Annotated in this window: 25 protein-coding genes and 1 tRNA gene; 10 read left to right on the forward strand and 16 right to left on the reverse strand. The window is 33.5% G+C overall.

All coding sequences use genetic code 11. The features are described from left to right. Nucleotides 1-39: 39 nt before the first annotated feature. The gene (locus CIGNP91_RS05980; RefSeq protein ID WP_201790881.1) at nucleotides 40-321 is read left to right on the forward strand and encodes a type I restriction-modification system subunit M N-terminal domain-containing protein; all 282 of its coding nucleotides are present in this window, start codon (nucleotides 40-42) and stop codon (nucleotides 319-321) included. Between the two features lie 545 nt (nucleotides 322-866). Here CIGNP91_RS05980 and CIGNP91_RS05985 read toward each other — a convergent pair. From CIGNP91_RS05985 to CIGNP91_RS06060, 16 genes are all read right to left on the reverse strand, one after another. Beyond that, nucleotides 867-957, reverse strand: a tRNA-Ser gene (locus tag CIGNP91_RS05985). A 43-nt stretch (nucleotides 958-1,000) separates the two neighbouring features. Next, on the reverse strand, nucleotides 1,001-1,681 hold the full coding sequence (gene pyrF / locus CIGNP91_RS05990; protein WP_086235977.1) for an orotidine-5'-phosphate decarboxylase: 681 nt from the start codon (nucleotides 1,679-1,681) through the stop codon (nucleotides 1,001-1,003). Next, the gene (nusB, locus tag CIGNP91_RS05995; protein ID WP_086225159.1) at nucleotides 1,678-2,076 is read right to left on the reverse strand and encodes a transcription antitermination factor NusB; all 399 of its coding nucleotides are present in this window, start codon (nucleotides 2,074-2,076) and stop codon (nucleotides 1,678-1,680) included. Before nusB ends, pyrF begins: the two co-directional genes overlap by 4 nt. Nucleotide 2,077: 1 nt before the next feature. Further along, entirely contained in the window at nucleotides 2,078-2,548 is a 471-nt protein-coding gene (ribH, locus tag CIGNP91_RS06000) for a 6,7-dimethyl-8-ribityllumazine synthase (RefSeq protein WP_086238977.1), read from the reverse strand. A 9-nt stretch (nucleotides 2,549-2,557) separates the two neighbouring features. Next, entirely contained in the window at nucleotides 2,558-2,881 is a 324-nt protein-coding gene (locus CIGNP91_RS06005; RefSeq protein ID WP_179186960.1) for a DMT family transporter, read from the reverse strand. Next, nucleotides 2,878-3,204, reverse strand: a complete 327-nt coding sequence (locus CIGNP91_RS06010; RefSeq protein ID WP_086234251.1) for an SMR family transporter — start codon at nucleotides 3,202-3,204, stop codon at nucleotides 2,878-2,880. Before CIGNP91_RS06010 ends, CIGNP91_RS06005 begins: the two co-directional genes overlap by 4 nt. After that, nucleotides 3,197-3,997, reverse strand: coding sequence for a 3-deoxy-8-phosphooctulonate synthase (gene kdsA, locus CIGNP91_RS06015; protein ID WP_086253670.1), 801 nt, complete (start codon nucleotides 3,995-3,997; stop codon nucleotides 3,197-3,199). The genes CIGNP91_RS06010 and kdsA overlap by 8 nt, the downstream gene beginning before the upstream one ends. Nucleotides 3,998-4,049: 52 nt before the next feature. After that, nucleotides 4,050-4,943, reverse strand: coding sequence for a DMT family transporter (locus CIGNP91_RS06020; protein ID WP_086253671.1), 894 nt, complete (start codon nucleotides 4,941-4,943; stop codon nucleotides 4,050-4,052). A gap of 101 nt (nucleotides 4,944-5,044) precedes the next feature. Then, nucleotides 5,045-5,626 (reverse strand): UDP-N-acetylbacillosamine N-acetyltransferase, encoded by a 582-nt coding sequence (pglD, locus tag CIGNP91_RS06025; RefSeq protein WP_101244929.1) that lies wholly within the window; start codon nucleotides 5,624-5,626, stop codon nucleotides 5,045-5,047. After that, a complete protein-coding gene (gene pglC / locus CIGNP91_RS06030; protein ID WP_086226716.1) occupies nucleotides 5,613-6,218 on the reverse strand; it encodes an undecaprenyl phosphate N,N'-diacetylbacillosamine 1-phosphate transferase in 606 nt (201 codons plus the stop codon). The genes pglD and pglC overlap by 14 nt, the downstream gene beginning before the upstream one ends. After that, on the reverse strand, nucleotides 6,211-7,326 hold the full coding sequence (gene pglA / locus CIGNP91_RS06035; protein WP_141081102.1) for a N,N'-diacetylbacillosaminyl-diphospho-undecaprenol alpha-1,3-N-acetylgalactosaminyltransferase: 1,116 nt from the start codon (nucleotides 7,324-7,326) through the stop codon (nucleotides 6,211-6,213). The genes pglC and pglA overlap by 8 nt, the downstream gene beginning before the upstream one ends. A 3-nt stretch (nucleotides 7,327-7,329) precedes the next feature. Beyond that, entirely contained in the window at nucleotides 7,330-9,420 is a 2,091-nt protein-coding gene (locus tag CIGNP91_RS06040) for an STT3 domain-containing protein (protein ID WP_086253672.1), read from the reverse strand. Then, complete coding sequence (gene pglJ, locus CIGNP91_RS06045) at nucleotides 9,404-10,525, reverse strand: N-acetylgalactosamine-N,N'-diacetylbacillosaminyl-diphospho-undecaprenol 4-alpha-N-acetylgalactosaminyltransferase (protein WP_086253673.1); 1,122 nt, start codon at nucleotides 10,523-10,525, stop codon at nucleotides 9,404-9,406. Before pglJ ends, CIGNP91_RS06040 begins: the two co-directional genes overlap by 17 nt. Beyond that, nucleotides 10,525-11,589 carry a glycosyltransferase gene (locus CIGNP91_RS06050; RefSeq protein WP_086253674.1) on the reverse strand — a complete coding sequence of 355 codons (1,065 nt, stop codon included), beginning with the start codon at nucleotides 11,587-11,589 and terminating at the stop codon, nucleotides 10,525-10,527. The genes pglJ and CIGNP91_RS06050 overlap by 1 nt, the downstream gene beginning before the upstream one ends. Beyond that, on the reverse strand, nucleotides 11,586-12,629 hold the full coding sequence (locus CIGNP91_RS06055; protein ID WP_086253675.1) for a glycosyltransferase: 1,044 nt from the start codon (nucleotides 12,627-12,629) through the stop codon (nucleotides 11,586-11,588). Before CIGNP91_RS06055 ends, CIGNP91_RS06050 begins: the two co-directional genes overlap by 4 nt. Beyond that, complete coding sequence (locus tag CIGNP91_RS06060) at nucleotides 12,626-14,128, reverse strand: MATE family efflux transporter (RefSeq protein ID WP_086253676.1); 1,503 nt, start codon at nucleotides 14,126-14,128, stop codon at nucleotides 12,626-12,628. Before CIGNP91_RS06060 ends, CIGNP91_RS06055 begins: the two co-directional genes overlap by 4 nt. A 271-nt stretch (nucleotides 14,129-14,399) precedes the next feature. Between CIGNP91_RS06060 and lysA the strand changes: the two genes are divergently transcribed. The 9 genes from lysA (at nucleotide 14,400) to CIGNP91_RS06105 (ending at nucleotide 24,406) form a co-directional block, all read left to right on the forward strand. Further along, nucleotides 14,400-15,596: a diaminopimelate decarboxylase gene (gene lysA, locus CIGNP91_RS06065; RefSeq protein WP_086253677.1), complete on the forward strand. Its 1,197-nt coding sequence runs from the start codon at nucleotides 14,400-14,402 to the stop codon at nucleotides 15,594-15,596. After that, on the forward strand, nucleotides 15,596-16,366 hold the full coding sequence (locus tag CIGNP91_RS06070) for an HAD-IIA family hydrolase (RefSeq protein WP_086240326.1): 771 nt from the start codon (nucleotides 15,596-15,598) through the stop codon (nucleotides 16,364-16,366). Before lysA ends, CIGNP91_RS06070 begins: the two co-directional genes overlap by 1 nt. Continuing rightward, nucleotides 16,363-17,442 (forward strand): prephenate dehydratase, encoded by a 1,080-nt coding sequence (gene pheA / locus CIGNP91_RS06075; protein ID WP_086228512.1) that lies wholly within the window; start codon nucleotides 16,363-16,365, stop codon nucleotides 17,440-17,442. Before CIGNP91_RS06070 ends, pheA begins: the two co-directional genes overlap by 4 nt. Further along, nucleotides 17,439-18,536 (forward strand): histidinol-phosphate transaminase, encoded by a 1,098-nt coding sequence (hisC, locus tag CIGNP91_RS06080; protein WP_086253678.1) that lies wholly within the window; start codon nucleotides 17,439-17,441, stop codon nucleotides 18,534-18,536. The genes pheA and hisC overlap by 4 nt, the downstream gene beginning before the upstream one ends. Before the next feature lie 6 nt (nucleotides 18,537-18,542). Beyond that, the gene (fliF, locus tag CIGNP91_RS06085; protein ID WP_086225144.1) at nucleotides 18,543-20,252 is read left to right on the forward strand and encodes a flagellar basal-body MS-ring/collar protein FliF; all 1,710 of its coding nucleotides are present in this window, start codon (nucleotides 18,543-18,545) and stop codon (nucleotides 20,250-20,252) included. Beyond that, nucleotides 20,252-21,277: a flagellar motor switch protein FliG gene (gene fliG / locus CIGNP91_RS06090; protein WP_086225143.1), complete on the forward strand. Its 1,026-nt coding sequence runs from the start codon at nucleotides 20,252-20,254 to the stop codon at nucleotides 21,275-21,277. The genes fliF and fliG overlap by 1 nt, the downstream gene beginning before the upstream one ends. Then, complete coding sequence (fliH, locus tag CIGNP91_RS06095; protein WP_086235991.1) at nucleotides 21,274-22,089, forward strand: flagellar assembly protein FliH; 816 nt, start codon at nucleotides 21,274-21,276, stop codon at nucleotides 22,087-22,089. The genes fliG and fliH overlap by 4 nt, the downstream gene beginning before the upstream one ends. 1 nt (nucleotide 22,090) lies before the next feature. Continuing rightward, nucleotides 22,091-23,899 carry a 1-deoxy-D-xylulose-5-phosphate synthase gene (gene dxs, locus CIGNP91_RS06100; RefSeq protein WP_086253679.1) on the forward strand — a complete coding sequence of 603 codons (1,809 nt, stop codon included), beginning with the start codon at nucleotides 22,091-22,093 and terminating at the stop codon, nucleotides 23,897-23,899. Nucleotides 23,900-23,995: 96 nt separating this feature from the next. Beyond that, nucleotides 23,996-24,406, forward strand: coding sequence for a Fur family transcriptional regulator (locus CIGNP91_RS06105; protein WP_086226728.1), 411 nt, complete (start codon nucleotides 23,996-23,998; stop codon nucleotides 24,404-24,406). Nucleotides 24,407-24,489 lie beyond the last annotated feature (83 nt).

Below are 24,489 nucleotides of genomic sequence, written 5' to 3' on the forward strand. Positions count from 1 at the left end.
ATACAAGAGAAAGCAACTGTTATCTAGAATGTAGCAGATATGCTAAGAGGTCCTTTTAAACCCCATGAGTATGGTTTAGTTATTCTACCTATGACTGTAGTTAAAAGATTTAATGATTGTTTAATGCCTACTCACAATGAAGTACAAGAAACTTATCAGGATGTTAAACACCTAGCTGTTATAGATATCTTCTTAACTACAGCTTCTGGCTATCAATTCTATAATATAAGCAAATTCACATTTGATTCATTAGTAACTGACCCACAAAATATTGAAGCTAACTTTAAAGACTATTTAGCTGGATTTTCGTCTAACATTTAAGATATCCTAGCTAAAACTGAACCTAAAATATTTAATGATATATTCCCTAATATATTTAATAATGTCGCTCAAGAAAGCTATGAGCAATCACAAAAAGCATACACTTCATTATTCCAAGATGCAACAAAATATAATACTATTATGCAAGTATTAGCAGATTATGTATATACTCAGATGAGAAAATAGCTATATTATTTAGCTATGATAGTTTAGGTAGCGATCTAGATGCGGTATATTCTTAACATACTGCATCTATTTTAAATTTGCATTACCAAAAGATAGCTTTAAGCTTAGCCAGATATATTTTAGCATAAATTCAACACAAAAAGAACATAATATTCATAGAGATGATGATGGAATATCAATATAAGCTCAAAAGAGTTTAGATATTCAAATAATAAATTAAATAAAAATATATCGACTTTCAAGCCAAAATAATATAGATAATTAAAGATGAGATAAATATTAATCAAATTTGAACAATATACTTTTTATTAAATAATACTATTAAAAAAGGATTTGGATAAAGGTAAAATTTCTTTAAGTGGCGGACAGAGAGGGATTTGAACCCTCGAAGCCCGATTAAGACTTGCACCCTTAGCAGGGGTGTGGTTTCAGCCGCTCACCCATCTGTCCTAAAAAGAGCTGAAATTATACAAGCTTTTTACTTAAAAACCGCTTAAATATGCTCTAAAATCCTTTGAGTAATCTCTTTTGGACTATTTGCTTTATATATAGGCCTGCCAACTACTATAAAATCAGCTTGATTTTGCACCGCAGTAGCTATATCAGCTACCCTTTTTTGATCTGCATTATCCTCACCAAACGGCCTAATACCTGGCGTTAAGGTTAAAAACTCTCTACTAGTAGCCTCTTTAATAGCTAAACTTTCATATACTGAACAGACCATTCCATCTAGACCGCTTGTGTATGCCATCTGCGACATATTTACTACGCTTTTTTTAATACTAGAGTTATACACGGCTTTAAATTCACTCTCATCAAAGCTAGTAAGAGCTGACACTGCCAATACTAGTGGCCTACTAGGCAAAGCATTTAATCTATCCATTACTGTTTTCATGGCTACTGCTCCAGCACTAGCGTGAATATTTATCATATCAGCACCAACTCTAGATACCACCTCGCAAGCATCTGCCATAGTGTTTGGTATATCATAAATTTTAAGGTCTAAAAAGATCTTAAAATCACTAATGCTTTTTAACTCTTCTATAAATTTTGCTCCATCACGCAAATAGGCTCTAAGTCCAACCTTTAGCCATAAATCAAGCCCTTTAAGCTCTCTAGCTAGTGCTAGACACTCATCTTTTTGCGCCATATCTAATGCGATACAAAGCTTCACTTTTTATCCTTTGCTATAGCGTCTAAAACACCATTTATAAGCTTGATAGAAGATTCACTGGCTAATTCATTAGCTAGCATCACAGCCTCATTAATCGCAATAGCTGAGTCTATATCACTATATCTCATCTCATAGGCTCCAAGTCGTAGAATTTGTCTTTCTACGCTACCTATCTCGCCTATTTTCCACTTGCCAAGATAGTTATCTAGCTGTTCATCAATGCTAGATAAATTTTCTAAAATACCATTATATAAGCTAATTGTAAAGCTCTTTTGGTCGTTTCTTATCTTTTTTTCTTCTAAGAACTCATCGCTAAAATGCTCCATCTCGCTACCCATCTCCTTAGCATAGAGTAGGCTTACTACGCACTGTCTTACTTGATGTCTAGTAGCCATTTTATCCCTTTAAATTTTCATACAAACTAAGCAACTCAATAACTCCAGCCATTGCTTCAAAGCCTTTATTTCCAGCTTTTGAGCCGGCTCTTTCTATGGCTTGTTCTAGATTATCAACTGTTAATACGCCAAATGTTACTGGCTTATCGTATTTTAGCGTTATATTTGCTACGCCTTTAGTAGTTTCTGCGCTTACATAATCAAAATGCGGAGTAGAACCACGAATTACAGCTCCTACGCATACTACAGCGTCGAATTTGCCACTTTCTAGAGCTTTTTGGAGTGCCATTGGTATCTCAAATGCACCAGGAACTAAGATTAAAGATAGATTTTCTTCTTTACCGCCATGGCGTAAAAACGCATCTTTTGCACCTTCTACAAGCCTATCAGTTATAATATGATTAAATCTAGCGTTGATTATAGCTATTTTTTCACTGCCTTTTAGGGCTAAATTGCCTTCTATTATATTCATTTTAACTCCTTATATTAATTTTAACATTATTACACTAAAAACTATCAAAAATAGATAAACTGCCTTTTTGATACCTATCTTTTCTTTATTAAATATTACTCCAACTCCAACAGCTCCAACAGCTCCAATCCCAGTCCAAACTGAGTAGGCTACTGACATTGGCAATATATTCATCGCAAAGCCAAGCAGACTTAAAGATATTCCAAAAGTTACTACTACAAGCATAAAAAGTGCAATCTTTTTGATATTTTGACTTTTTGCCATTTGATTTAAAAATACGACACCTAAAACCTCACAAACTCCAGCACCAAAGAGCGCAGCTGTATATATCACGCTTCACTCCTTTTAAGCCCTAAAACGCCGATAATAATAAGCAAAATAAATAAAATTCTAAGGAAACTAATGCTTTGATTATTAAAATAGTTTGTAACTATCTCAGCGCCCACGATGAAAATTGTCCCAAATCCAATAAACATTGTATAAGCTATACTTGCGCTAAGATATTTAAAGCTCATCATAAATGCCCAAAAACTACAACAAGCAAGCAAAGCAGTAATCACCCATTCAAATGGTGTATTAGCATACTTTAAGCCATAAGCCCAGCCAGCCTCAACACTAGCTCCACTAATCACCCAAAAAAATCCTTTATTATTCACCTAAGGCGTCCTTGATTTTTTTGATCTGTTCTAAATTTGCTTTAAGGGCTTCAAGATTTAGCATATTTGGCCCATCGCACATAGCCTCACATGGATTAATATGCGTTTCATAGAAAAATCCATCCACACCCACAGCAGCTGCTGCTCTAGCTAGATATGGGACAAATCTGCTATCGCCACCACTTGTAGAGCCATTAGCGCTTGGCATTTGAACGCTATGAGTAGCATCGAAAACAACAGGTGCAAACTCTCTCATAATAGGCAAACTTCTCATATCCACTACTAAATTTCCATAACCAAATGTAGAGCCTCTCTCGCATAAAAATACCCCATTATCTCTAGCAACTTCATAGCCAAATTCACTTACCCCACGAGTCTCTAAGACCTTTTTAACACTATGTTTCATCGCATCAGGGCTTAGGAATTGACCCTTTTTGATATTTACCATAGCTTTGGTTTTGGCTGCTGCTACTAGCAAATCTGTCTGGCGACATAAAAATGCTGGTATCTGCAGGGCATCTGCCACTTGCGCTGCGGGCTGAGCTTGATAACTTTCGTGGATATCGGTTAAGATTTTAAAGCCAAATTCGCTCTTAACTTCATCTAAAATTTTTAAACCCTCATCAAGTCCTGGGCCTCTAAAGCTACTAATACTTGTGCGATTAGCCTTGTCAAAACTAGATTTAAAATAAAAATCTATCCAATCTAAATTTGCAAACTCTCTAAGCTTACTAGCAACCTTAAATACCAAATCTCTACTTTCTATTACGCAAGGTCCTGCTATTAATATCATTTTTACACCTTAAATTTCATTTTAGCTATGATTATACCCAAATATTGCTAAATTACCGCTCACGAGCAACTAAAATTCCAGCACCAATAATCATTACAATACCTAAAAATGCCCAAGCATCAGGCAGGGCATCACCCAAAATTAACCCAAAAATCATACTAAAGATTACATCGCTATAGCCTACAGCTGCTACAACTCCTGCTTTTTTACTTGCTGCATAAGCTTTGGTTAGATAAATTTGAAATCCAGTAGCTAATAATCCCATAATAACTATCATAACCCAACCATTTAAGCTAGGCATCACAAATGGACTAATCAAAAAATCCAAATTTGGCCTATAATAAAAGCTCCCAACAATCATAGATAAAAGCGGCATAGCACTCCCACATAGCATAAATGATAATACAATAGCACGAGTATCATAGTGCTTTCTAAGCCCTCTAATACTAGTATAAGCAAGAGCCGCACCAATTCCACTAAGTAGGCCTATATATTCATCTTTGCTTACGCCAAGAGTTGGTTCAATAACAAATAAAATTCCAATAAATCCAATAAAAATCGCAAACCAGCCTAGATAGCTAAGTCTCTCTTTGAAAATAAAAGCAGCCAAAAGTGCTGTAAAAATTGGACTAGTCTTAGAAAATGTAAAGGCTGTTGCAAGGTCTATATGAGCAATATTGTAAAAAAATGCATACAGCCCAATTGTCCCAATAATTCCACGAAAAGCAAGTAGCCAAAACTTGCCACCAGCTTGATGAAGTGGCCTTTTATAAATCATCCAAATTATTAGCCCAAGTCCTATGATATTGCGAAAAAATACAATCTCAATAGAACTTAGCTCGCTGCTTAAAATTTTAGATAATGCTCCAGTCCCAGCAAAAAGCAAAGAGGCAATAAGCATATAATAAATACCCAAATGGCGAATTAAAAATCTGTTATATCTCATTTTTATTTTATATCCAGTTTTACTTTAAATTTTTAAAATAAAATATTAGTTAAATTTCATTGAATTTAAGATAAATATCACAATCAATCATCAAACCCAATTTACTTTCGTACCTTACATGGATTACCATAAGCTATACTACCACTATCTATATCAGATACCACCACGCTACCAGCTCCAATAGTTATATCTGATTTGATTTTAATCCCTTGAATAATACTCGAACCAATCCCTATCCAAGTACGCTCACCAATATTTACACCGCCTGCTAAAGCCACACCAGGGCAAATATGCGCAAAATTGCCGATTATGCAATCGTGTTCTACTATAGCACCACTATTTATGATAACACCATCTCCAATTATACTATTAGCATTAATAATAGCCCTAGGCATTACCACGCTTCCAGTGCCAATTTTTACACTAGTGCTAATAATCGCACTTGGGTGGATGAGTGTAGCTAACTCAAATCCACTTTCAACTACAAGCCTTTGAAGTCGCTCCCTAGCTATAGTATTACCAATAGCTATGATTATAGGATATTTTGGCAATTTAGGGCTAAATTTCACTCCGTTTACATCATCTAAAAATATTAAATCATTATAACCATTTATACGAGCTATATCAGCTACAACTTTAGCGTGACCACCATTTCCATAGATATACAAACTAGTTATTGCCACTAAATTTCTCCGTAGTTACCATACCATCTTTATTTATTCCATCTTTTTTTATCACCTTTTTAATAGTTAAAAAAGCAATTTTAATATCTAAATTTAGACTTAGATTATCAGCATAATATGTATCAAATTCAAATTTTTGCTTCCAGCTAATAGCATTTCTACCATTTACCTGCGCAAGGCCTGTAATTCCTGGACGGACATTATGGCGACGACTCTGTTCTTTAGAATATAGTGGCAAATACTCAACTAACAATGGTCGTGGCCCAATAAAACTCATATCGCCTTTTAAAACATTAAAAAGCTGCGGAAGCTCATCTATACTAAGTGCTCTAATCCTCTTTCCAAATTCTCCAAGTCGAACCTCATCGCTAAGCAAATTACCATTTTCATCACGAGCATCACTCATAGAGCGAAATTTATAAATTTTAAAAATTTTAGCATTTTTACCGGGTCGTGCTTGGGTAAATATTACAGGTGTCCCAAGATGTTTTTTAATCGCAAAATATGCCCACGCCATCACTGGTGCAGTTAAGATTATTAAAATTAACGCCCCTAAAATATCAAAAATCCGCTTAAAAAAATATCTATACACTCGCAATTTCCTTATAAAACTCAATATATTTTGCCGTAATTATCGGCTGGTTATAGTGTTTTAGTACAGTATTTCTAGCATTTTGCCCCATCTTTGTAGCTTCTTTTTCATCATCGAGCAACTTAGATATTTTTATAGCTAAATCATTAGCATCTCTAGCTTTACAAATTAAACCATGCAAACCATCAGTTATTGCTTCCTTGCAGCCATCGCAGTCGCTTACAACTGATGGTTTTGCCATACTCATTGCCTCTAATACCGTACGTGGAAAACCCTCTTTATAACTTGGTAAAGTAAAAAGATAGCACGATGAAAGCATATTGGCTACCTTATCACTCCAGCCTATATGACGCACATATGGTGAGCGTAAAAAATCCTCATCTAGACTAGATGTATTACCTAAATCACTTGAACCTACAAATACAAACTCACAATCTTTACGCCCGCTTAAGATCTTAGCTGCTTCATAAAATTCCATCACCCCTTTATCTTTTAACGCTCTAGCTATCATTAAAACGATTTTCTTATCACTTTTAAAATCATATGGCGTTACTTTTTGTGGGTCAAATTCACTTGCATCTACTCCTACACTTTTAATTCGTTTTATCTTGTTTTTTTGGATTAAGTGGCGGCTTAACATATAATTAGGATCTGAATCATTGACAAAAATCGTAGCCCTTGATAGTCTAAATGTGATAAAATATAGCCCTTCAATAGCTACTCTTATAAGCCTACTTTTTAGAGTATTGGATATATAAAAGCTACCTAAGCCCTCTACTAAATTTATCACGCATTTTACGCCTGCTTGCTTAGCTGCAAGTGTCCCAAATACATTTGATTTATGTGCTGATGTTTGGAGTATATCTAAATTTAATCCACCTAAAAGTCTAGCTAAATTTGCTGTATCTTTAAAAACTTTAAGAGGATTTAAACTAGCCTTATCAATATCATAATGCACTAGTCTAAACTCAGCACCAATAAGACTGCTATACTCTCCCTTTGGCGCAATAGCAATCACTTCATGCCCAAGAGCCTTTAATGCTCTCATTATTGGCAAACGAAAGTGATAAATACTCATATCTGAATGAGATAAAAACCCTATTACCACGCTCTACCTTTTAAGTTTATATACTTTAGCTGCTGGTTCTAAAATAACAGGCTCAAATGATGTATCAGCGTAATTTTCTAGCACAAAAAGCTGAACATAGCTACTATTAAACATCTCCCTATCCATTATAACAAATCGCCCATAATCAACCATATAAATCAGATATATATCAGCTAAATTATCTATATTATGAATAGTTTTATTTAGCTTCATATTTTCATCATATTTAGTTTCAATATAACTATTTACCCTAAATTTCTGCCCACCTAGCTCAATATGCGTAGCATCATTTGAGATAATTATACCATTATCTAAAGCAATTCCATTTTGGGTTTGAGCAAAATTGGTCGCAATAACAAAAAATGGTTCAGCCCACTCCTTGCCATTTAGTAGATCAAGACGACTAAATTTAGCTACAACTGGGAAAATCCCCATCATTCTATCAGGTAAGAAATAATATATATCACGACTCTTTAGAGGCGGACTAAAAGTCTCTTTTTTAATATCACTTAAAAATTCTCCAAGCTCGATATAGTTATAATCTTTTAAAATTTGCTCTAAATTCTTACCGCCAAAGTTTTGCGTATAGCCTTTTTCAGTATATTCAACCTCTAATCGTGCCATATTAGCAGAATTTAATGGTGGCATAGTTAAAGCATAACTAACTGCATAGTTTTCTCTACCTAAATGTTTACCCCCATCAATTAATGTTTTTGTATCGCTATAATATCTAATCGCATAACCATAATCCCACCATGCCAAGGTATAATCATCTCTTTTTGCAATCTTGCCAAGCTTATCTAAAACATTCACTTCAGTTTTAAATAGTACGCTTGATGGTTTGTAATAATATATATGAACAATAGATGGAATCAACGCTACTACTGTAATAATAAAAGCTATTAAATTTATCTTTGCTATTTTGGCTCTTTTGAGTAAATAATATAATAAATATCCAAATCCCATCGCCACAATCGGTACAGCATAAATTGTAAATCTTAGCCCACCTTTAAGTGCTAAAAAACCAAGACCAATCATTGGAATAGCTACTAAAAATATTCTAAATTTAAAACATAGCAAAACATAACCAATTACACCAGCAATAAACACACTCCAATGTCCGCTAATACGCTGAGTAAATAGATCTAAATCAATTCGCCCAGATTCCATAATTGTTTGATTAACATTATAAAAATAAAATGATACTGAACTACTATCACCAAGACTTCTAAATAGATAAAATTTAGCCTGAAACCATATCGGATTTAATCCACCAAATATAACAAATAGCGCCAAAACAGATACAAAAAGCCCAATCATAACCCTAACGCTAAGTAAATTTGCCCTAAAATAAATCAAGCCAAAAAGCGCTATAATTAGCCCCAATCTAACTGCATAAGGCGCAGCAGTAATAGCTAAAATCATAAATAAAATCGCTTGATAATTCTTTAAATTTCTACGTTCTAAAACTACAGTATAAATAGCATAAAATAGCGTTATAGCCACGCATAGTGTATAGCTAGATGGATACCACCAATTATATGCCAACATTGAAAGCGAGATAATTAAAAAAGATATCAAATCACCTTTCAAATGTAGTCTGATTATTCCCCAAATAGCAAAAAGTGGTAAAACAATTACCAACATATCAGTATCATAATATCCAGCCATTGTGCGATTGTAGTAGCTATTTGCGATTGATGCAAGGAGACTAGCAACGAAAAATTCTTTAACATGGCCAAATTCTTTGCCTATTAAAATCATTGGCACAACAATAAGCGAGGCTAAAAATATGCTTAAATAGACCATAATAGTCTCTAAGCTAAATGGCAAAACCTTACAAAGCAAAAATGTCAATGTAGAAAGCGGAGTACCATAGTAGCTAAGATCGTTTGGCTGGTGAAATCCAGCTATCATATCTCTAGCGCCTTCAGCATAAGCATATCCATCATTTGTGCTAATCATCAGCTGATTATTCCAAATAAAATCGCTATAACCTCCAGCCCACAATACCCACTCCATACGGCATAACAAAGCAAAAAGGTAGGCAATAATTATAAATATTGAAATTTGATATCTATTTAGAAGCTGCATATATCTCCTCTAATTCATTTATAAGATTTTTAGCTATTATTTTTTTGTCAAATTCTTTAGCTCTTATGATAGCGTTTTTTTCATAATATTTTACAAAGTTTGGCTCATCAATAGCTCTTTGCATAGCTTTTTGTGTAGCATCTTGATCGCCTACAGGAACCAAATAACCCCACTCATTCTCCCCTATTAGCTCTTTTGCTCCACTTTTATGCTCACTTGTAATTACTAGCTTGCCGCACGCCAAAGCCTCAATTAAAGCATTTGAAAATCCCTCAAAAAGACTCACAAATACAAATGCATAACATTTTGATATATATTTATATGGATTATTATCAAAGCCAAGCAAAAAAACTCTATCTTCTAAATTTAGCTCTTTTATTAGATTTTCAAGTCTAGAGCGCAAAATTCCATCACCTAAGATTATTAAAGATTTATCACAATTTTTAAGTCTAGCATAGGCTCTAATTAAAAGTTCATGATTTTTACCGCTATCAAGCCGCCCAACACTTAAGAAAAATTCACCCTTAAATTCTATAGGTTCACTAGATTTACGAGCAATATCATCAAGATCAAGTGCGTTATATAGCACTCTCATTTTACGCTCATCAATGCCAAAATTATCCCGCAAATCGGCCAAATTACCAAGACTATTTGGATAGATAAAATCACCTTTTGGATATAGCCATTTAAGTAAAAATTTACTAATCCTAGACTTTAGTGTATCATTAGCATACAGTACCGATGGTGTTGAACACTCATTTAACACTAATGGGCGTTTATCTCCTAAAATCCTAGCTAAAGCTGCAACATAACAAGGGCGATTCATCCATACAAAATGCAAATCCACACCAAGTGCTAGGCAAAGTCGCTTATATTTTAATGCCAAAAATGGCAATTTTGCAAATTTAATCAGTCCATTTTCAAAAGGCTTAGAATTCTCCAAATAATATATTTTAACATCATGTGGGATTGGGTAGGCGATGCGATCATTCATTAAAATGAGATAAATCTCATAACGCCCTACTAGCTCACTAAGCAGATTTGACACCACACGCTCAGCTCCACCGCCAGCCATTGAATATATAAATACTGCTAATTTTTTCATTATTTTCCTTTTAATTTACCGATTAATTCACTCCATTGGGAAATAATATTTTGTGGAGTAAATTTAGTTAAATTTATATTTTTTACCAAATTTTCTTTTAAATTTGGATCGCTTAGAACTTCACTTATGCATTCACTTAGCGCCTTAGGGCTAAAATCTTTAGCAATTAAAGCATCCTTTCTATGAGATAAAATCTCCATAGCTCCAGCTGTGGGTGTAGATATTCTAGCAACTTTATAAGCTGCAGCTTCATTTAACACATTACCAAAAGCTTCACTAAGGCTAGGCAAAACCAAAATCTCAGCCCTTTGATAGAGAGTCTCAACGCTCTTAATATGACCTAAAAATTCAATATTTAAATTTAAATTTTTAGCTAAATTTTCTAAATTTTGTCTTTGAGACCCCTCACCTGCAATAGCGATTTTATAATCTTTTAACAAATTTTTATCTACAAGAGCTAAAGCGTTTAGATATAGCTCATAGCCTTTTACTGCTTCAAGCCTACCAACACTTAAAATAAGTTTATCTTTTTTAGCTAAATTAACACCTAAATTTGATGAAATTTTAGCTAAGTTTTCAATCATAAATAGCGGATTATATATTATTTCACAATGCTTAACAAAACTATAATAATCTTTATCTCTTTTACTTAAAACCACTAATGCATCGCAAAATCTATAACTAAAATTTCTAATTTTTCGCCAAATTTGCGAACTTAGCAAATCATAACTCACATGTTCAGTAGCTATAATTTTTTTTCCCATAAATGCTGTGGCAATTAGCACATTTATATTAGTTTGATCCATAAAAGTGATTATAATATCAGGTTTTGCACTCTTTATATAGGATCTAATTTTTAAAAATTTACTAAATTTACTTAACCAGCCTTTTTGATTATAAATATCTAAATGAGTAAGCTTACCACTAATTTTATAGTGGTTTTGATTCTCTTCAAAGTAGATGGTCTCAATCTCATAATTTTTACTTAATTCACGGCTTAAAAGCTCTACTACACGCTCAGCTCCACCATTTCTAAGTGCAGAAATTACTAACATAATTTTCATTTTAATACTCTATTTATAAGATTTAACCACTCTTGAGTGATATTTTGAGGCATAAAACTAGCTCTATTTTTATAGCCATTTTGAACAATTTTAGCTCTTAAATTCTCATCTTGTATAGCCAAGTTTAGCTTTTTAGCTAAACTTTGTGGGGTAAAATCGCTACTTATTAGCCCATTTTTACCATCTTCTATTAATTCGCATGCGCCAACTGTAGGTGTAGCAATTCTAGCAACCTTATAAAAGCACGCCTCAATTAATACATTTCCTAACCCTTCGCTTCTTGAGCTTGAAACTATAATTTTAGCTCGCTTATAATAGCTTGATATATCGCTTACGCTTCCTTTGAATTTAACTCTATCGCTTTTAAACTCACTTTTAAATTTTTCAAACTCACTTCCATCTCCACAAATCTCCACACTAAAATCTCCAATATTGCAAAATTTAAGTGAATTTAAAAATATATCGCACCCTTTTACACTCTCAAGTCTACCAACAAAAATTATTAAATTTTCTTTTTTACTTTCATCAAAATCAGCACCAACCTCTCCAAAAAATGGATTATGAATCACCGCACGATTTTTGACATATTTATAATATTCATAATCGTTTTTGCTTAAAAGTGATAAAGCATCACAAAATGGATATAGTAATCTTTTAGCCACTCTCCACTTTAGAGATAAAAAGCTATGCTCGCTATGTTCTGATATTATTAGCCTCTGTTTTAAGCCTAAATTTGCCATTAAACATAATAAATTTGTACTATCCATAAAGCTAATTATAAGATCAAACTCACCACTTTTAAAAATCTTACGCAATACAAAAATCTTGCTAATTACTCTTTTGAGATTACCTAAAATACCGCTATTTTGTAAGCTTAGGCTTACTACACGCACTTGCTCATCAATCTCATAAAATGGCGCCTTGCTATCAAATTTAAAAATAGTTATTTCATGCTTAGAACTTAAATTATTTGCTAAAATACTTAGCACCCGTTCTGCTCCACCAAATCCAAGCGTAGAAATCACAAATCCAATCTTCAAAAACGCCCCCTAATTTTAGCTATAAATATCGCCCTTTGTGCCAAATTAAATATCATAACAAACCCTACTAAATAACCAAGCCCGCTCATCAAAGTACAACAGAGTAAAAACTCCAGCCAATTAGTTACACTTAACATATTTGAAATAGGATAAATTATTCCAGTAATTAAAGCAAAAACAGCAAGACATTTTATATAGATTGGATAAAATGTACTTAGTTTTAACCCCAAATTTGCCCCAGCATTTGCAATATCAAACAGACTAATCTTAAGCGCAATTCCAATGGTTATTACAATTACTATCTCTTTGAGTCCAAACTCAAAAAAACTAAGCCCAATAAGCTGTATACAAAATACGCAAACAGCCATAAATAGCGTTACAAGTGCTGGTTTTTTAAGTTTATCAGTGATCAAATTTATGCTAATTAATGGACGTGAACTAGCAAAAATAATAGATGGTACAAGCGAAATTAAAACTAGCTCATAAATAAATTCAATCTCCTCTTTGCTCTTAAATGGCAGCCAAAGTGTATAAAACTCATCAGCTAAAATCCCAAAAGTCGCAATCAATGGAAGCGAGACAAAGCTTACACTCTTAATAGCCAAAATAACCTCATCTTTAAGAGGCTTAGCGCCTGCATGCAAGGCAACCAGCCGTGGATTCCACGCTACTGCAGTAGTAACTACAAAACTCTCAATAATCATAGTAACTGAGCGAGAAAGCGCTAGTATCCCCATACTAAATGCACTAATAAAAATATTAACCAAAAGCAAGCTAGCACCACTAATAAGCACTTGACTAAGCATATTTAAGCTATTAAAAAGCCCGCTTCTAGCTAAAACATAGACAAATTTTGTTCTAAAAAGCTTGGAATTAAAGTGTAAATTTAGCCCAAATTTATGATTTAAAAATAGAGCACTAAAAAATACAAAAATTGATGATATTAAAGCTGCAATTGCTGTGTAGTAAATCATAGCCTCAAACGCCCAAAATAACCCTAACACGCACCCAGCATAAATAGCAGTGGATATAGCATTGCGAATAGAGATTAAATACATCTGGTTTTTAATAAATGCATGCACGCTAAAAAGTGCATTAAATAGCCCAATACTAAAGTTGATAAAATATATTGCCATTGTAGCTCTTACATCGCTTAAAAGGGCTTGTGATATATTTATTATTGATTGAATTTTAATCAAAAACACAAACGAAACTAGCGCAACGATAAGACTAAAAATCAGATTAGCTACAATCACTGAACTATAAAATTTGCTAGCCCTAGCAAAATTGCCTTTATGATAGCTAGAGGCAATAAATCTACTAGCTACAGAGTTAATCACAAGTGTTAAGATAAATCCATAATTTACCAGCGAATTAGCAAGTGCTAAAAATCCATAAGCTTCATCGCCTAAAACACGCAAAATATATGGAGTAAGAAAAAAATTAATAGCTGTTTGTAGAGCAAAAACAATAATAGTTGTAAGCAAATTTAGATACATAACGGGCTATTTTTCCTTGAATATTTAGATAGATTTAGGTTGAATTCTAACTAAATTTAAATAATTCTTTGCTTTAATCAAAAATTATTAAAGTTAATAAATCTAAATTTAATATAAAAAATGTTAAATTTAGCACAAAAAATTTAAAAAACAAGCCCATATTTTGCCTAACTTTAAAAATAAATTTTGCAAATTTTTACTAAAATTTAGTCTTAAATTTAAGCCAAATTTGGGTAGCATTACGAATTCTAAAATTATCAAGGACAGTCTTATGGATTATTTGGAACTAGCTCATAAGTATCAAACACCGCTTTATGTGTATGATTTTGATCATATTACTACTCAATATGAGAGATTAAAAAAGGAATTTAATGCTAGAAAGTCACTTATTTGCTACGCTGTTAAAGCCAATTCAAATTTGAGCCTTTTAAAGCATATTGCTACTCTTGGTGGCGGGTTTGATTGTGTGAGTATAGGCGAAGTAAAAAGAGCCCTACTAGCAGGCGCTAGTAACTATAAGATAATTTATAGCGGAGTTGGCAAGAGCGATGAAGAGATTAAAGAGGCTTTAAATTTAGATATTTTAATGATAAATTTAGAGAGCTTTGCTGAGATGCAAAGAGTTGAATTAATAGCCAAAGAGTCAGGTAAAAAGGCTAGAATCTCAGTTAGAGTTAATCCAAATGTAGATCCAAAAACTCATCCATATATCTCTACAGGATTACATGAAAATAAATTTGGTGTTAGTATAAATGAAGCTAGGAAAATTTATCTACATGCTCATAGAAGTGATAATCTAGATCCAGTTGGTATTCACTGCCATATTGGAAGTCAGCTAAGTGATATTAGCCCAATTATTGAAGCAGCAAATATTACTAGCGATCTATTAAGAGAGTTAAGAGCAGCTGATATAAATATTAAATTCTTTGATATAGGTGGCGGTATTGGCATTAGATATAGTGATGAAAATGAGCCAAATTTATATGAATATGCTCAAGGAATTTTAGCAGCACTAAAGGGTCAAGATGCAACCATAATATGCGAACCAGGTAGATTTATAGTAGGAAATAGCGGAGAATTACTCACTCAAGTGTTATATGAAAAAACTAATGGTGATAAGCGTTTTGTAATTGTCGATGCGGCTATGAATGATCTTATTCGTCCAAGTTTATATGAGGCTTATCATGAGATAATAGCATTAAAAGATGGAGATAAAACTAATTGTGATGTAGTAGGTCCAATTTGTGAAAGTGGGGATTTTTTAGGTAAAAATATAGAGTTGCCAAAGCTAGAACATGGTGATATATTAATAATTAAATCAGCTGGGGCATATGGATATTCAATGTCTAGTAACTACAATACAAGAGGCAGAGCTGCACAAGTCGCTATTGAAGGCGGCAAAGATCGCTTAATAGGCAAAAGGGAGAGCTTTGAAGATATGATACAAAATGAGAGAGAGTTTATATAATGTATTTTATCGATGTTCAAGGAACCTTAATAAGCGATAGCGATAAAAGTCCAATTAATGGCGCTTGTGAACTACTTAAGAAATTAAATCAAAAACAAATTCCATATGTAGTTATAACAAATAATACAAAAATTAAAAGTGATGAGTTTTTACAAACGCTAAGAGATAAGGGTTTGGCAATAAAAGATGGTGCTTATTTAGATCCATTTTGTGTATTAAATAAAACTATTTCACCTTGCCCTGTGGCGCTTTTTGGAGCTAATGAGTTTATTTCTACTATGCAAAATATAGGCTACACACAAGATTTTAGCAATCCAAAAGCAGTTTTAATAGCTAGCTGGGATAAATTTAGCTTTGATGACTTTGCTACTATCAACGAACTTGCCCTAAAAGGGATAAAAATTATAGCTATGCATGAGACTAGTATCTACAAAAAAAATGGTAGATTATATCCAGGAGTTGGCGCTATTGCTAATATGATTAGTTACGCTACTGGAGTGCAATTTAGCAGTATTGGCAAGCCAAGCTTAGGATTTTATACAGCTGCGCTTGAGCTTTTAAAATTGCAAAATCCTAAGGCTGAATTTAAAGATATAACAATAATTAGCGATGACGCAACTGGCGATCTTTATGGAGCTAAAGAGTTGAATATGAGTACGGCTTTGGTTTTAAGTGGTAAAATAGATAAAAGTAGTGCCGCAAATTTAAATAGAGATAAAATTGATAATATATATGATGATGTGAGTAAAATTTGGGAGATTTTAAAATGAGCATTGATGAGTTAAGAGTTGGCATCGATAAGATTGATAATGAGATTTTAGGCCTACTTAATCAGCGTATGGAATTTGTCAAAAAAATTGGCGAATTAAAAGTTGGTTCAAATGCTCCAATTTACCGCCCAGAACGTGAAAGAGCAATACTAGAAAGATTAAAATCATTACCTAATAACACTCTAAGCAGCAAAGCTATCGAGGCGATATATTTAGAAATTTTTGCTGTTAGTCGTAATCTAGAACTACCACAAAAAGTAGCATTTTTAGGCCCAGTTGGGACCTATACACATCAAGCAGCTGAGAGTAGATTTGGGGCAATGAGCAGCTATACGCCAATCAGTTCTATAGAGGGTGTTTTTAGGGAACTTAACAATGGTGAGGCTAAATATGGAGTTGTACCAATTGAAAATAATACAGAAGGTGCTGTTGGGATTACCCTTGATTGCTTAAGAAAATATGAAAATGTAAAAATCGTAGCTGAAATTTATATGGATATTCACCATAGTTTTGTTAGTTTAAATGAGAATTTAAGCGATATAAAAAAGATATATTCTCATCCGCAAGGCTATAATCAGTGTCATAAATTTCTAGATGATCATAATTTAAATTCAATAGAGTTTATACCAACTAAATCAACTGCTCAAGCTGCCTATTTAGCCTCACAAGATCCTAGTTCAGCAGCAATCTGCTCTAAAATAGCCGCACATATAAACAAAGTGCCAATAATGTTTGAAAAAATCGAAGATAATATGGCAAATAGAACAAGATTTTTTGTACTAAGTGATTTTAAAAATATCAAAAGTAGCTGCAATAAAACCAGCATCCTAGCACTCACTGCTCACCGTCCAGGCGGCCTTGTAGAGCTGCTTAATATGTTTAAAGAAGGTGGAATAAATTTAACCAAGCTTGAGAGTAGACCAATCAAACAAAAAGATTTTAAAACGGTATTTTATATAGATTTTGAGGGGCATATCGATGATGAAAATGTCGAAGCAGTGCTAAAAAATGCTAGCCAAAACGGACATGAGATCACCTGGCTGGGTAGCTACTTAAACCAAGAAGGACAAGAATGAATTTCAATTCACAAATATCAAATTTACCAATATATGAAGCTGGCAAGCCAATCGAGCTTGTTATTAGAGAGTTTGGCATTGAGCCACAAAATGTAGTAAAACTAGCTAGTAATGAAAATCCACTAGGCTGTTCATCGCTTGCACTTGAAGCTATGAAAGAGTCAATCAAATGTGCAAATTTATATCCAGATGATAGCTATTATGAACTTAAAGAGTCTTTGGCAAATTTATATCATATAAGTAGTAAAAATATTGTAATTGGTAGTGGTAGCGACCAAGTAATAGAGTTTATCATGCACGCAAAGCTTAATCCAAATACAGCAATGCTAAGTGCAGGTATAACTTTTGCAATGTATGAAATTTATGCTAAACATATTGGGGCTAAAATTTATAAAACCTCAAGTGCTACACACAACCTAAATCAACTAAAAGAGCAATATTTAGCACACAAAGATGAGATAAAGGTTATATTTTTATGTCTACCAAATAACCCACTTGGTGAATGTTTAGATGCTAATGATGTATATGAGTTTATATCTAGCGTTGATAGTGATACCATTGTAGTAATTGATGGAGCATATATGGAGTTTGCTAAATTTAAAGATAGCAAAAAAGCTATAAATCCAAGTGATATAGTAAAACTAAATAACTCTATATATCTTGGTACATTTTCTAAAGCTTATGGATTAGGTGGAATGAGAGTTGGCTATGGTATTGCAAATGATCAAATAATTACTGCCATTAGCAAGCTTAGAGCGCCATTTAATATTACAACTCCTAGTCTAGCAGCAGCCATTGCAGCTATTAAAGATCAAGCCTTTATAACGCAAACTTTAGAAAATAATTTTAAAGAAATGGAAATTTTTGAAAAATTTGCTACTGAGAATGGGATTGAATTTATTCCAAGTTATACAAATTTTATTACTTTTAAATTTGATACTAGTAGAGACTCAACTCAAATTTGTGATAATCTACTAAGACAAGGTATAATTTTGCGTAATCTAAAAAGCTATGGATTAAATGCAATACGCATAACAATAGGTACCAGTAAACAAAATATAAAAGTTTTAGAAACTCTTAAAAAGGAAATTTAATAGATTATGGATTTTAAAGCTCTTTTTCAACAAATTAGTCAAGTCGTTCAAAATCTAACCAAAAAGCAAAAAATTGTAGTTATTAGCTCTGTTGTTTTGGTTATTGGATTTTTGGTGTTTTTGACTCTATTTAGCAGTAGTAATAAAAACCCAGAGGCTGAATATGAAGGCTATAGCGTATTATTTCGCAATGTTGATCCTGCTATATCTTCTCAAATTATCAATGAATTAGAGGCTCAAGGCGTAAAATATAAACTAGCTGATGAAGGTACGATTTTAGTTCCTACAAGTGATGTCTATCGCCAAAGAATAGCCGTAGCTAGCCTTGGCATAATGGGTGATAATAAAAAGGGTTTTGAAATTTACGATACACAAGATTTTGGAGCAACCGAAAACGAACAAAGAGTTAAATTCCAACGTGCAATTCAAGGCGAGCTATCTAAAACCATCGAAAGTCTAGAGCCAATTGATAAGGCTAGTGTGTATATAGCTTTTCCTAAAGATAGCGTATTTACCGAGCGTCAAGTCCCACCAACAGCTTCAGTTGTAGTAAAAATTAAAGATGGCGCTAAGTTAAATCGTAGACAGATTGATGGAATTAAAAGAATCGTAGCTGGTTCAGTTCCAAATTTAAAACTAGAAGATGTAAAAATAGTAACACAAGATGGCGTAGCACTTGGCGATGATGAGATTGCATTAGAGAATGAATTAGTAGCTGCACAAATTAAATATAGAAGCCAATTTGAAGATTCATATGAGAGAAAAATCATTGATATGATTGGCAAATTTATTGGCGGAAAAGATAAAGTAACGGCTAAAGTTAGCATTGAATTTGATTTTTCAACCAAAGATAGCATAAATGAAATTTATGACCCAAATTCAGTTATTAGAAGTGAGCAAAATATAGAAGAAAAAAGGGAAGGAAAAGAGCCAAAAGATGTTGGTGGAGTTCCAGGTGCTGTAAGCAATATCGGCCCAGTTCAAGGTTTAGAAGATAATAAACCAACCGAGCTATACTCCAAAAATGTCGCCAATACCAACTATGAAATTTCAAAACAAACAATAAAAGTAAAAGATCAATACGCCACGATAAAAAGAGTAACCGCAGCCGTAGTCGTAGATGGAAAGTATGAATTCCAAACACTTGAAGATGGCTCACAAGCTCAGACTCCAACCTATATTCCATTAAATCAAGATGAATTAAACTCAATAAAAAGTCTAGTCCAGCAAGCAATCGGATATAATGCTGATAGGGGCGATGAAGTTACAGTAAGTAATTTTGAATTTAGACAAACTGGTAAAATTGCACAGGTAACAGGCTTCCAAAAAGTTGTAGATACATATTTTAAACCAATTGTACCGGTATTAAAATATCTAATAGTTTTAATAATTTTATATGTATTTTATAAACAAGTTATTACTCCATTTCTTAATAAAATGCTTGAAGAGTCTAAAGACGAAGGTCTTGAGCCGCTCTCACATGAATCTACTATCCAAGAAGAAGCCGAGGATACATTGGAGAAATTCAAAGCTGCTAGAAAACGGGTTGAAGATGAACTTGGAATTGGTGAGAATTTTGATGAAAATGAGCTTAAATACGAAGTTATGCTAGAAAAACTCAAACTCATTGCCACTGAAAGAAGCGATGAGATCGCTACATTGTTGCAAAATATGCTTAAAAATGATACTGGATTTAACTCCAATAAGGAATTCTAATGAAGCTAAACGAAGAACAAAAGGCAGTATATGAAGATTTGAGCATGGCTGAAAAAATAGCCATCTTGCTTATTCAGCTAGGTGAAGATGTTACTACGATGCTTTTTGCGCATATGGATATAGATATTATCACTGAAATCTCAAAATATATTGCCACTGCCAAAACTATCGATAAATCAATAGCAGCTGCAGTGCTAGAAGAATTTTATGTAGTTAGTCAGTCTAACCAATATTTACAAAGTGGCGGTATCGAATATGCTAAAGAGATTTTATTTAGAACATTTGGTCCAGAAATCGCTCAAAAAATTATGGATAAACTCCAAAAATCACTCGAAACCACCAAATCTTTTGGCTATCTTGGCCAGGTGCGACCTCAGCAGTTAGCTGACTTTATCGTCAAAGAACACCCACAAACCATCGCTCTAATCGTAGCCCATATGGATTCATCAAGTGCTGCTGAAACCCTAGTTTATCTACCAGATGATATTAGAAGCGAAGTTGTAATGCGTATGGCAAACCTAGGCGATATTAGCCCATCTGTTGTCAAACGTGTTTCAACCGTACTTGAATCCAAGCTTGATAGCCTTACAAGCTATAAAGTTGAAGTTGGTGGACCAAGAGCTGTTGCAGAAGTTCTTAACCGTCTTGGTCAAAAAGCAAGCAAATCTACAATCGAAATTATTGAGAAAAATGATCCGGCTCTTGCTACAATCATTAAAGATCTTATGTTTACATTTGATGATATTAGCTCTCTTGATAACAATGCTATTAGAGAAATTCTCAAAGTTGTGGATAAAAAGGTACTTATGGTTGGTTTAAAAGGCAGCGGCGAAGAGTTAAAACGCAAATTCCTAGCCAATATGAGTCAAAGGGCAAGTGAAGCATTTATCGAAGAGATGCAATTTATTGGTGCTGTACGTGTAAAAGAGGTTGAAGAGGCGCAAAGAAAAGTTGTAGAACTAGTTCAAAAACTAGCTGAAGATGGAGTATTCCAAGTCGGCGTAAGCGAAGAGATGATAGAATGATAGCAAGTAGTGTAATACATAAAAACAACGAAGAGCATATAGTCGAGCCATATAGATTTAAGGTTTTAGCGCTCCAATCAAATGAATCGCCAAAAGAGCAACCAGTCAAGGAGCCAATCCAAGATACAAATAGCGATGCAAGAGATAATTTTGAGTCAAATACACAAAATGCTGAATCAAGCTCAACTCCAGCTCAAGAGTCGTCAAATTTAATAGAATCAACATTTATTGAAGAGCTTTTAAAGCGAACTGATGATCTAAGCGGTAATATCGTTAAGCTTCAAATGCAGATTGAACATCAAGAGAATGAATTTAAAATTCGCCTAGAAAATGAGACTCAAAGAGCCAAAGAAGAAGGGTTGAGAGAAGGACACGAACAGGCTAAAGCTGAGTATGATACAGCTTTAAATGAAATTAGCAAAAAGTATTCAAGTTCCATTGATAAGCTCGATGAGCAAACTGCTAAACTTGAAGCTTTACTAGCAACTAGTCAAAGTGAAATCGCAGCAACTGCTATTGAGATTGCTAAAGAAGTAGTCTTAAAAGAGATAAAAGACAGCTCAGCTCAGATTGCCTTAAATATCGCTAAGAGCTTAATTGATGAACTAAACCAAGCTACAACAATTGAGATAAAAGCCAATCCAAAAGATTATGAGTTTATAAAATCAAATTTAGCTCTAAAATCTAATATAAAACTTAGCAGTGATGAGGCTGTATCAGCTGGTGGTGTAATCGTTCTAAGCGATATAGGCAATATCGATGGCAGCATAATGGCTAGATTTGAGAAAATTAAAAAAATATTAAGCGAATAAAATGGATATAAAATCTCTAAAGCTAGGCGAACTAGAATCTCTAGCCTGTGATATCAGGGAACGAATTTTAAGTGTAGTTAGCACCAATGGCGGACATTTAAGCTCAAATTTAGGAGTTGTAGAGCTTAGTATTGCGATGCACTATGTATTTAATCCCCCAAATGATCCATTTATATTTGATGTTAGCCACCAAAGCTACACTCATAAGCTCTTAAGCGGGCGTTGGAATGAGTTTGATAGTTTGCGTAAATTTGGTGGAATTAGTGGATATACTAAACCTAGCGAGAGTGAATATGATTATTTTATAGCTGGACATAGTTCTACATCTATTAGTCTTGCAGTAGGCGCTGCTAAGGCTATTAAGCTTAAAAACGAAGATAGATTACCCGTAGCTCTAATCGGCGATGGGGCATTAAGTGCTGGTATGGCGTATGAGGCTTTAAATGAGCTAGGCGATCTTAAATATCCATGTGTTATTATCTTAAATGATAATGAGATGAGTATCTCAAAACCGATTGGCGCTATGAGCAAATACCTATCACAGATGATGGCGGGGCCATTTTATCAAAAATTTAAAAGCAAAATTAATCAACTTTTAGAGCTTATGCCAGACTCAGCTGCTTATATGGCTAAAAGATTAGAAGAAGGCATTAGACTTATTACTCCTGGAATGTTTTTTGAAGAGCTTGGATTAGAATATATAGGCCCAGTAGATGGGCATAATATCAAGGATTTAATCTCAGCTTTTAGCGTAGCAAAAAATATGAAAAAACCAGTTATAGTCCATGCCCAAACGATAAAAGGCAAAGGTTATGAAATTGCCGAAGGCCCAAAAGAGAAGTGGCATGGAGTAAGCCCATTTAATCCGCAAAATGGTATAGCACTACAAAAATCTAGTCAAAAAAATGCTACTGAAATTTTTAGCAGTTTACTTTTAGAACTTGCTAGTAAATATGATAATATAGTAGGCGTAACAGCTGCTATGCCTAGTGGAACTGGAATTGGGGCTTTGATTGAGAAATTTCCAGATAGATTTTGGGATACTGCAATTGCAGAACAGCATGCAGTTACATCTATGGCAGCAATGGCAAAAGAAGGCTTTAAACCCTATATTGCAATATATTCAACATTTATGCAAAGAGCCTATGATCAAGTCATTCATGATTGTGCTATTTTAAATTTACCTGTAGTCTTGTGCATGGATAGAGCTGGCATAGTAGGAGAAGATGGTGAGACGCATCAAGGAGCTTTTGATATTAGCTTTTTAAACGCTATACCAAATTTTACTCTTGCAGCACCTAGAGATGAATTAATGTTTAAAGAGATTATGGAATTTTCTTATAGTTTTAATTCGCCACTTGCTATTAGATATCCTAGGGGAAATTTTGGGCTTAGTGATGAGTTTAAACCAGTTAAAGTAGAGCTTGGAAAATCCCAAATTTTATCGCAAAATAATGAAAATGTCGCATTTATTGGATACGGTAATGCGGTGGCTAAAGCATACAAGGTAGCTAAATTTTTAGATATTAATCCTACAATTATAGATCTTATCTTTATAAAACCACTTGATAAAGAGCTGCTTTTAAACCTTGCTAAAGAGCATAAAAAATGGTATATTTTTAGCGATAGTGCTAAGCGTGGTGGGGTTGGCGAGATTTTATCTGGATTTTTACAAGAGAATAATATTAAAGATGTAAGTATTGTAAGCTTTGAGTATGAAGATAAGTTTATAACGCATGGATCTATAAATTTAGTAGAAAATAGCTTAAACATCAGTATTGAAGAGATTGCTAAAAAAATCATACTTTAAACAAGATAGGCTAATAGATAAAAAATATTAATTAATAAAGTTGAATTTAAATATTTTTTGGATAAAATATACCCATTTAATTAAGAGGAAAAAAGTATGGATTACATGGAGCTTTTAAAACAAGCCAAACTTAAAGCCACTCCACAAAGACTGTGTGTGTTAAAAATACTAAGCAATCACACGCATCCAACTATAGATGAGCTTTATGAACAAATTAAAAGCGAATACCCATCTATATCACTTGCAACAGTATATAAAAATCTAAGCACCCTTATAAATGAAAATTTAGTAATTGAGGTTAATAGCCCAAACCAAAAAGCAAAATATGATATTTACGAGCAACCACACATTCATTTAGTATGTAGCAATTGTGGCAACATTACAGATATTAGCGCCAATGATGCGCAGATGATCTCATATCAAACCCATCTAGAACAAAAGATAGGTAACTTAATAAATAGATTAAATATCGTTGCAAATGTCTCAAATTGTTCAAAGTGTTGCTAAATTTAAAGCCCTAAATACGGGGTTTTAAAGCTATATTTTAGTAGTTTTAGTGTAAAATTCTTCACTTTTATTCAAGGAAAAAT

Origin of the sequence: Campylobacter sp. P091, assembly GCF_002138935.1 — a bacterium.
Lineage (GTDB): Bacteria > Campylobacterota > Campylobacteria > Campylobacterales > Campylobacteraceae > Campylobacter > Campylobacter devanensis.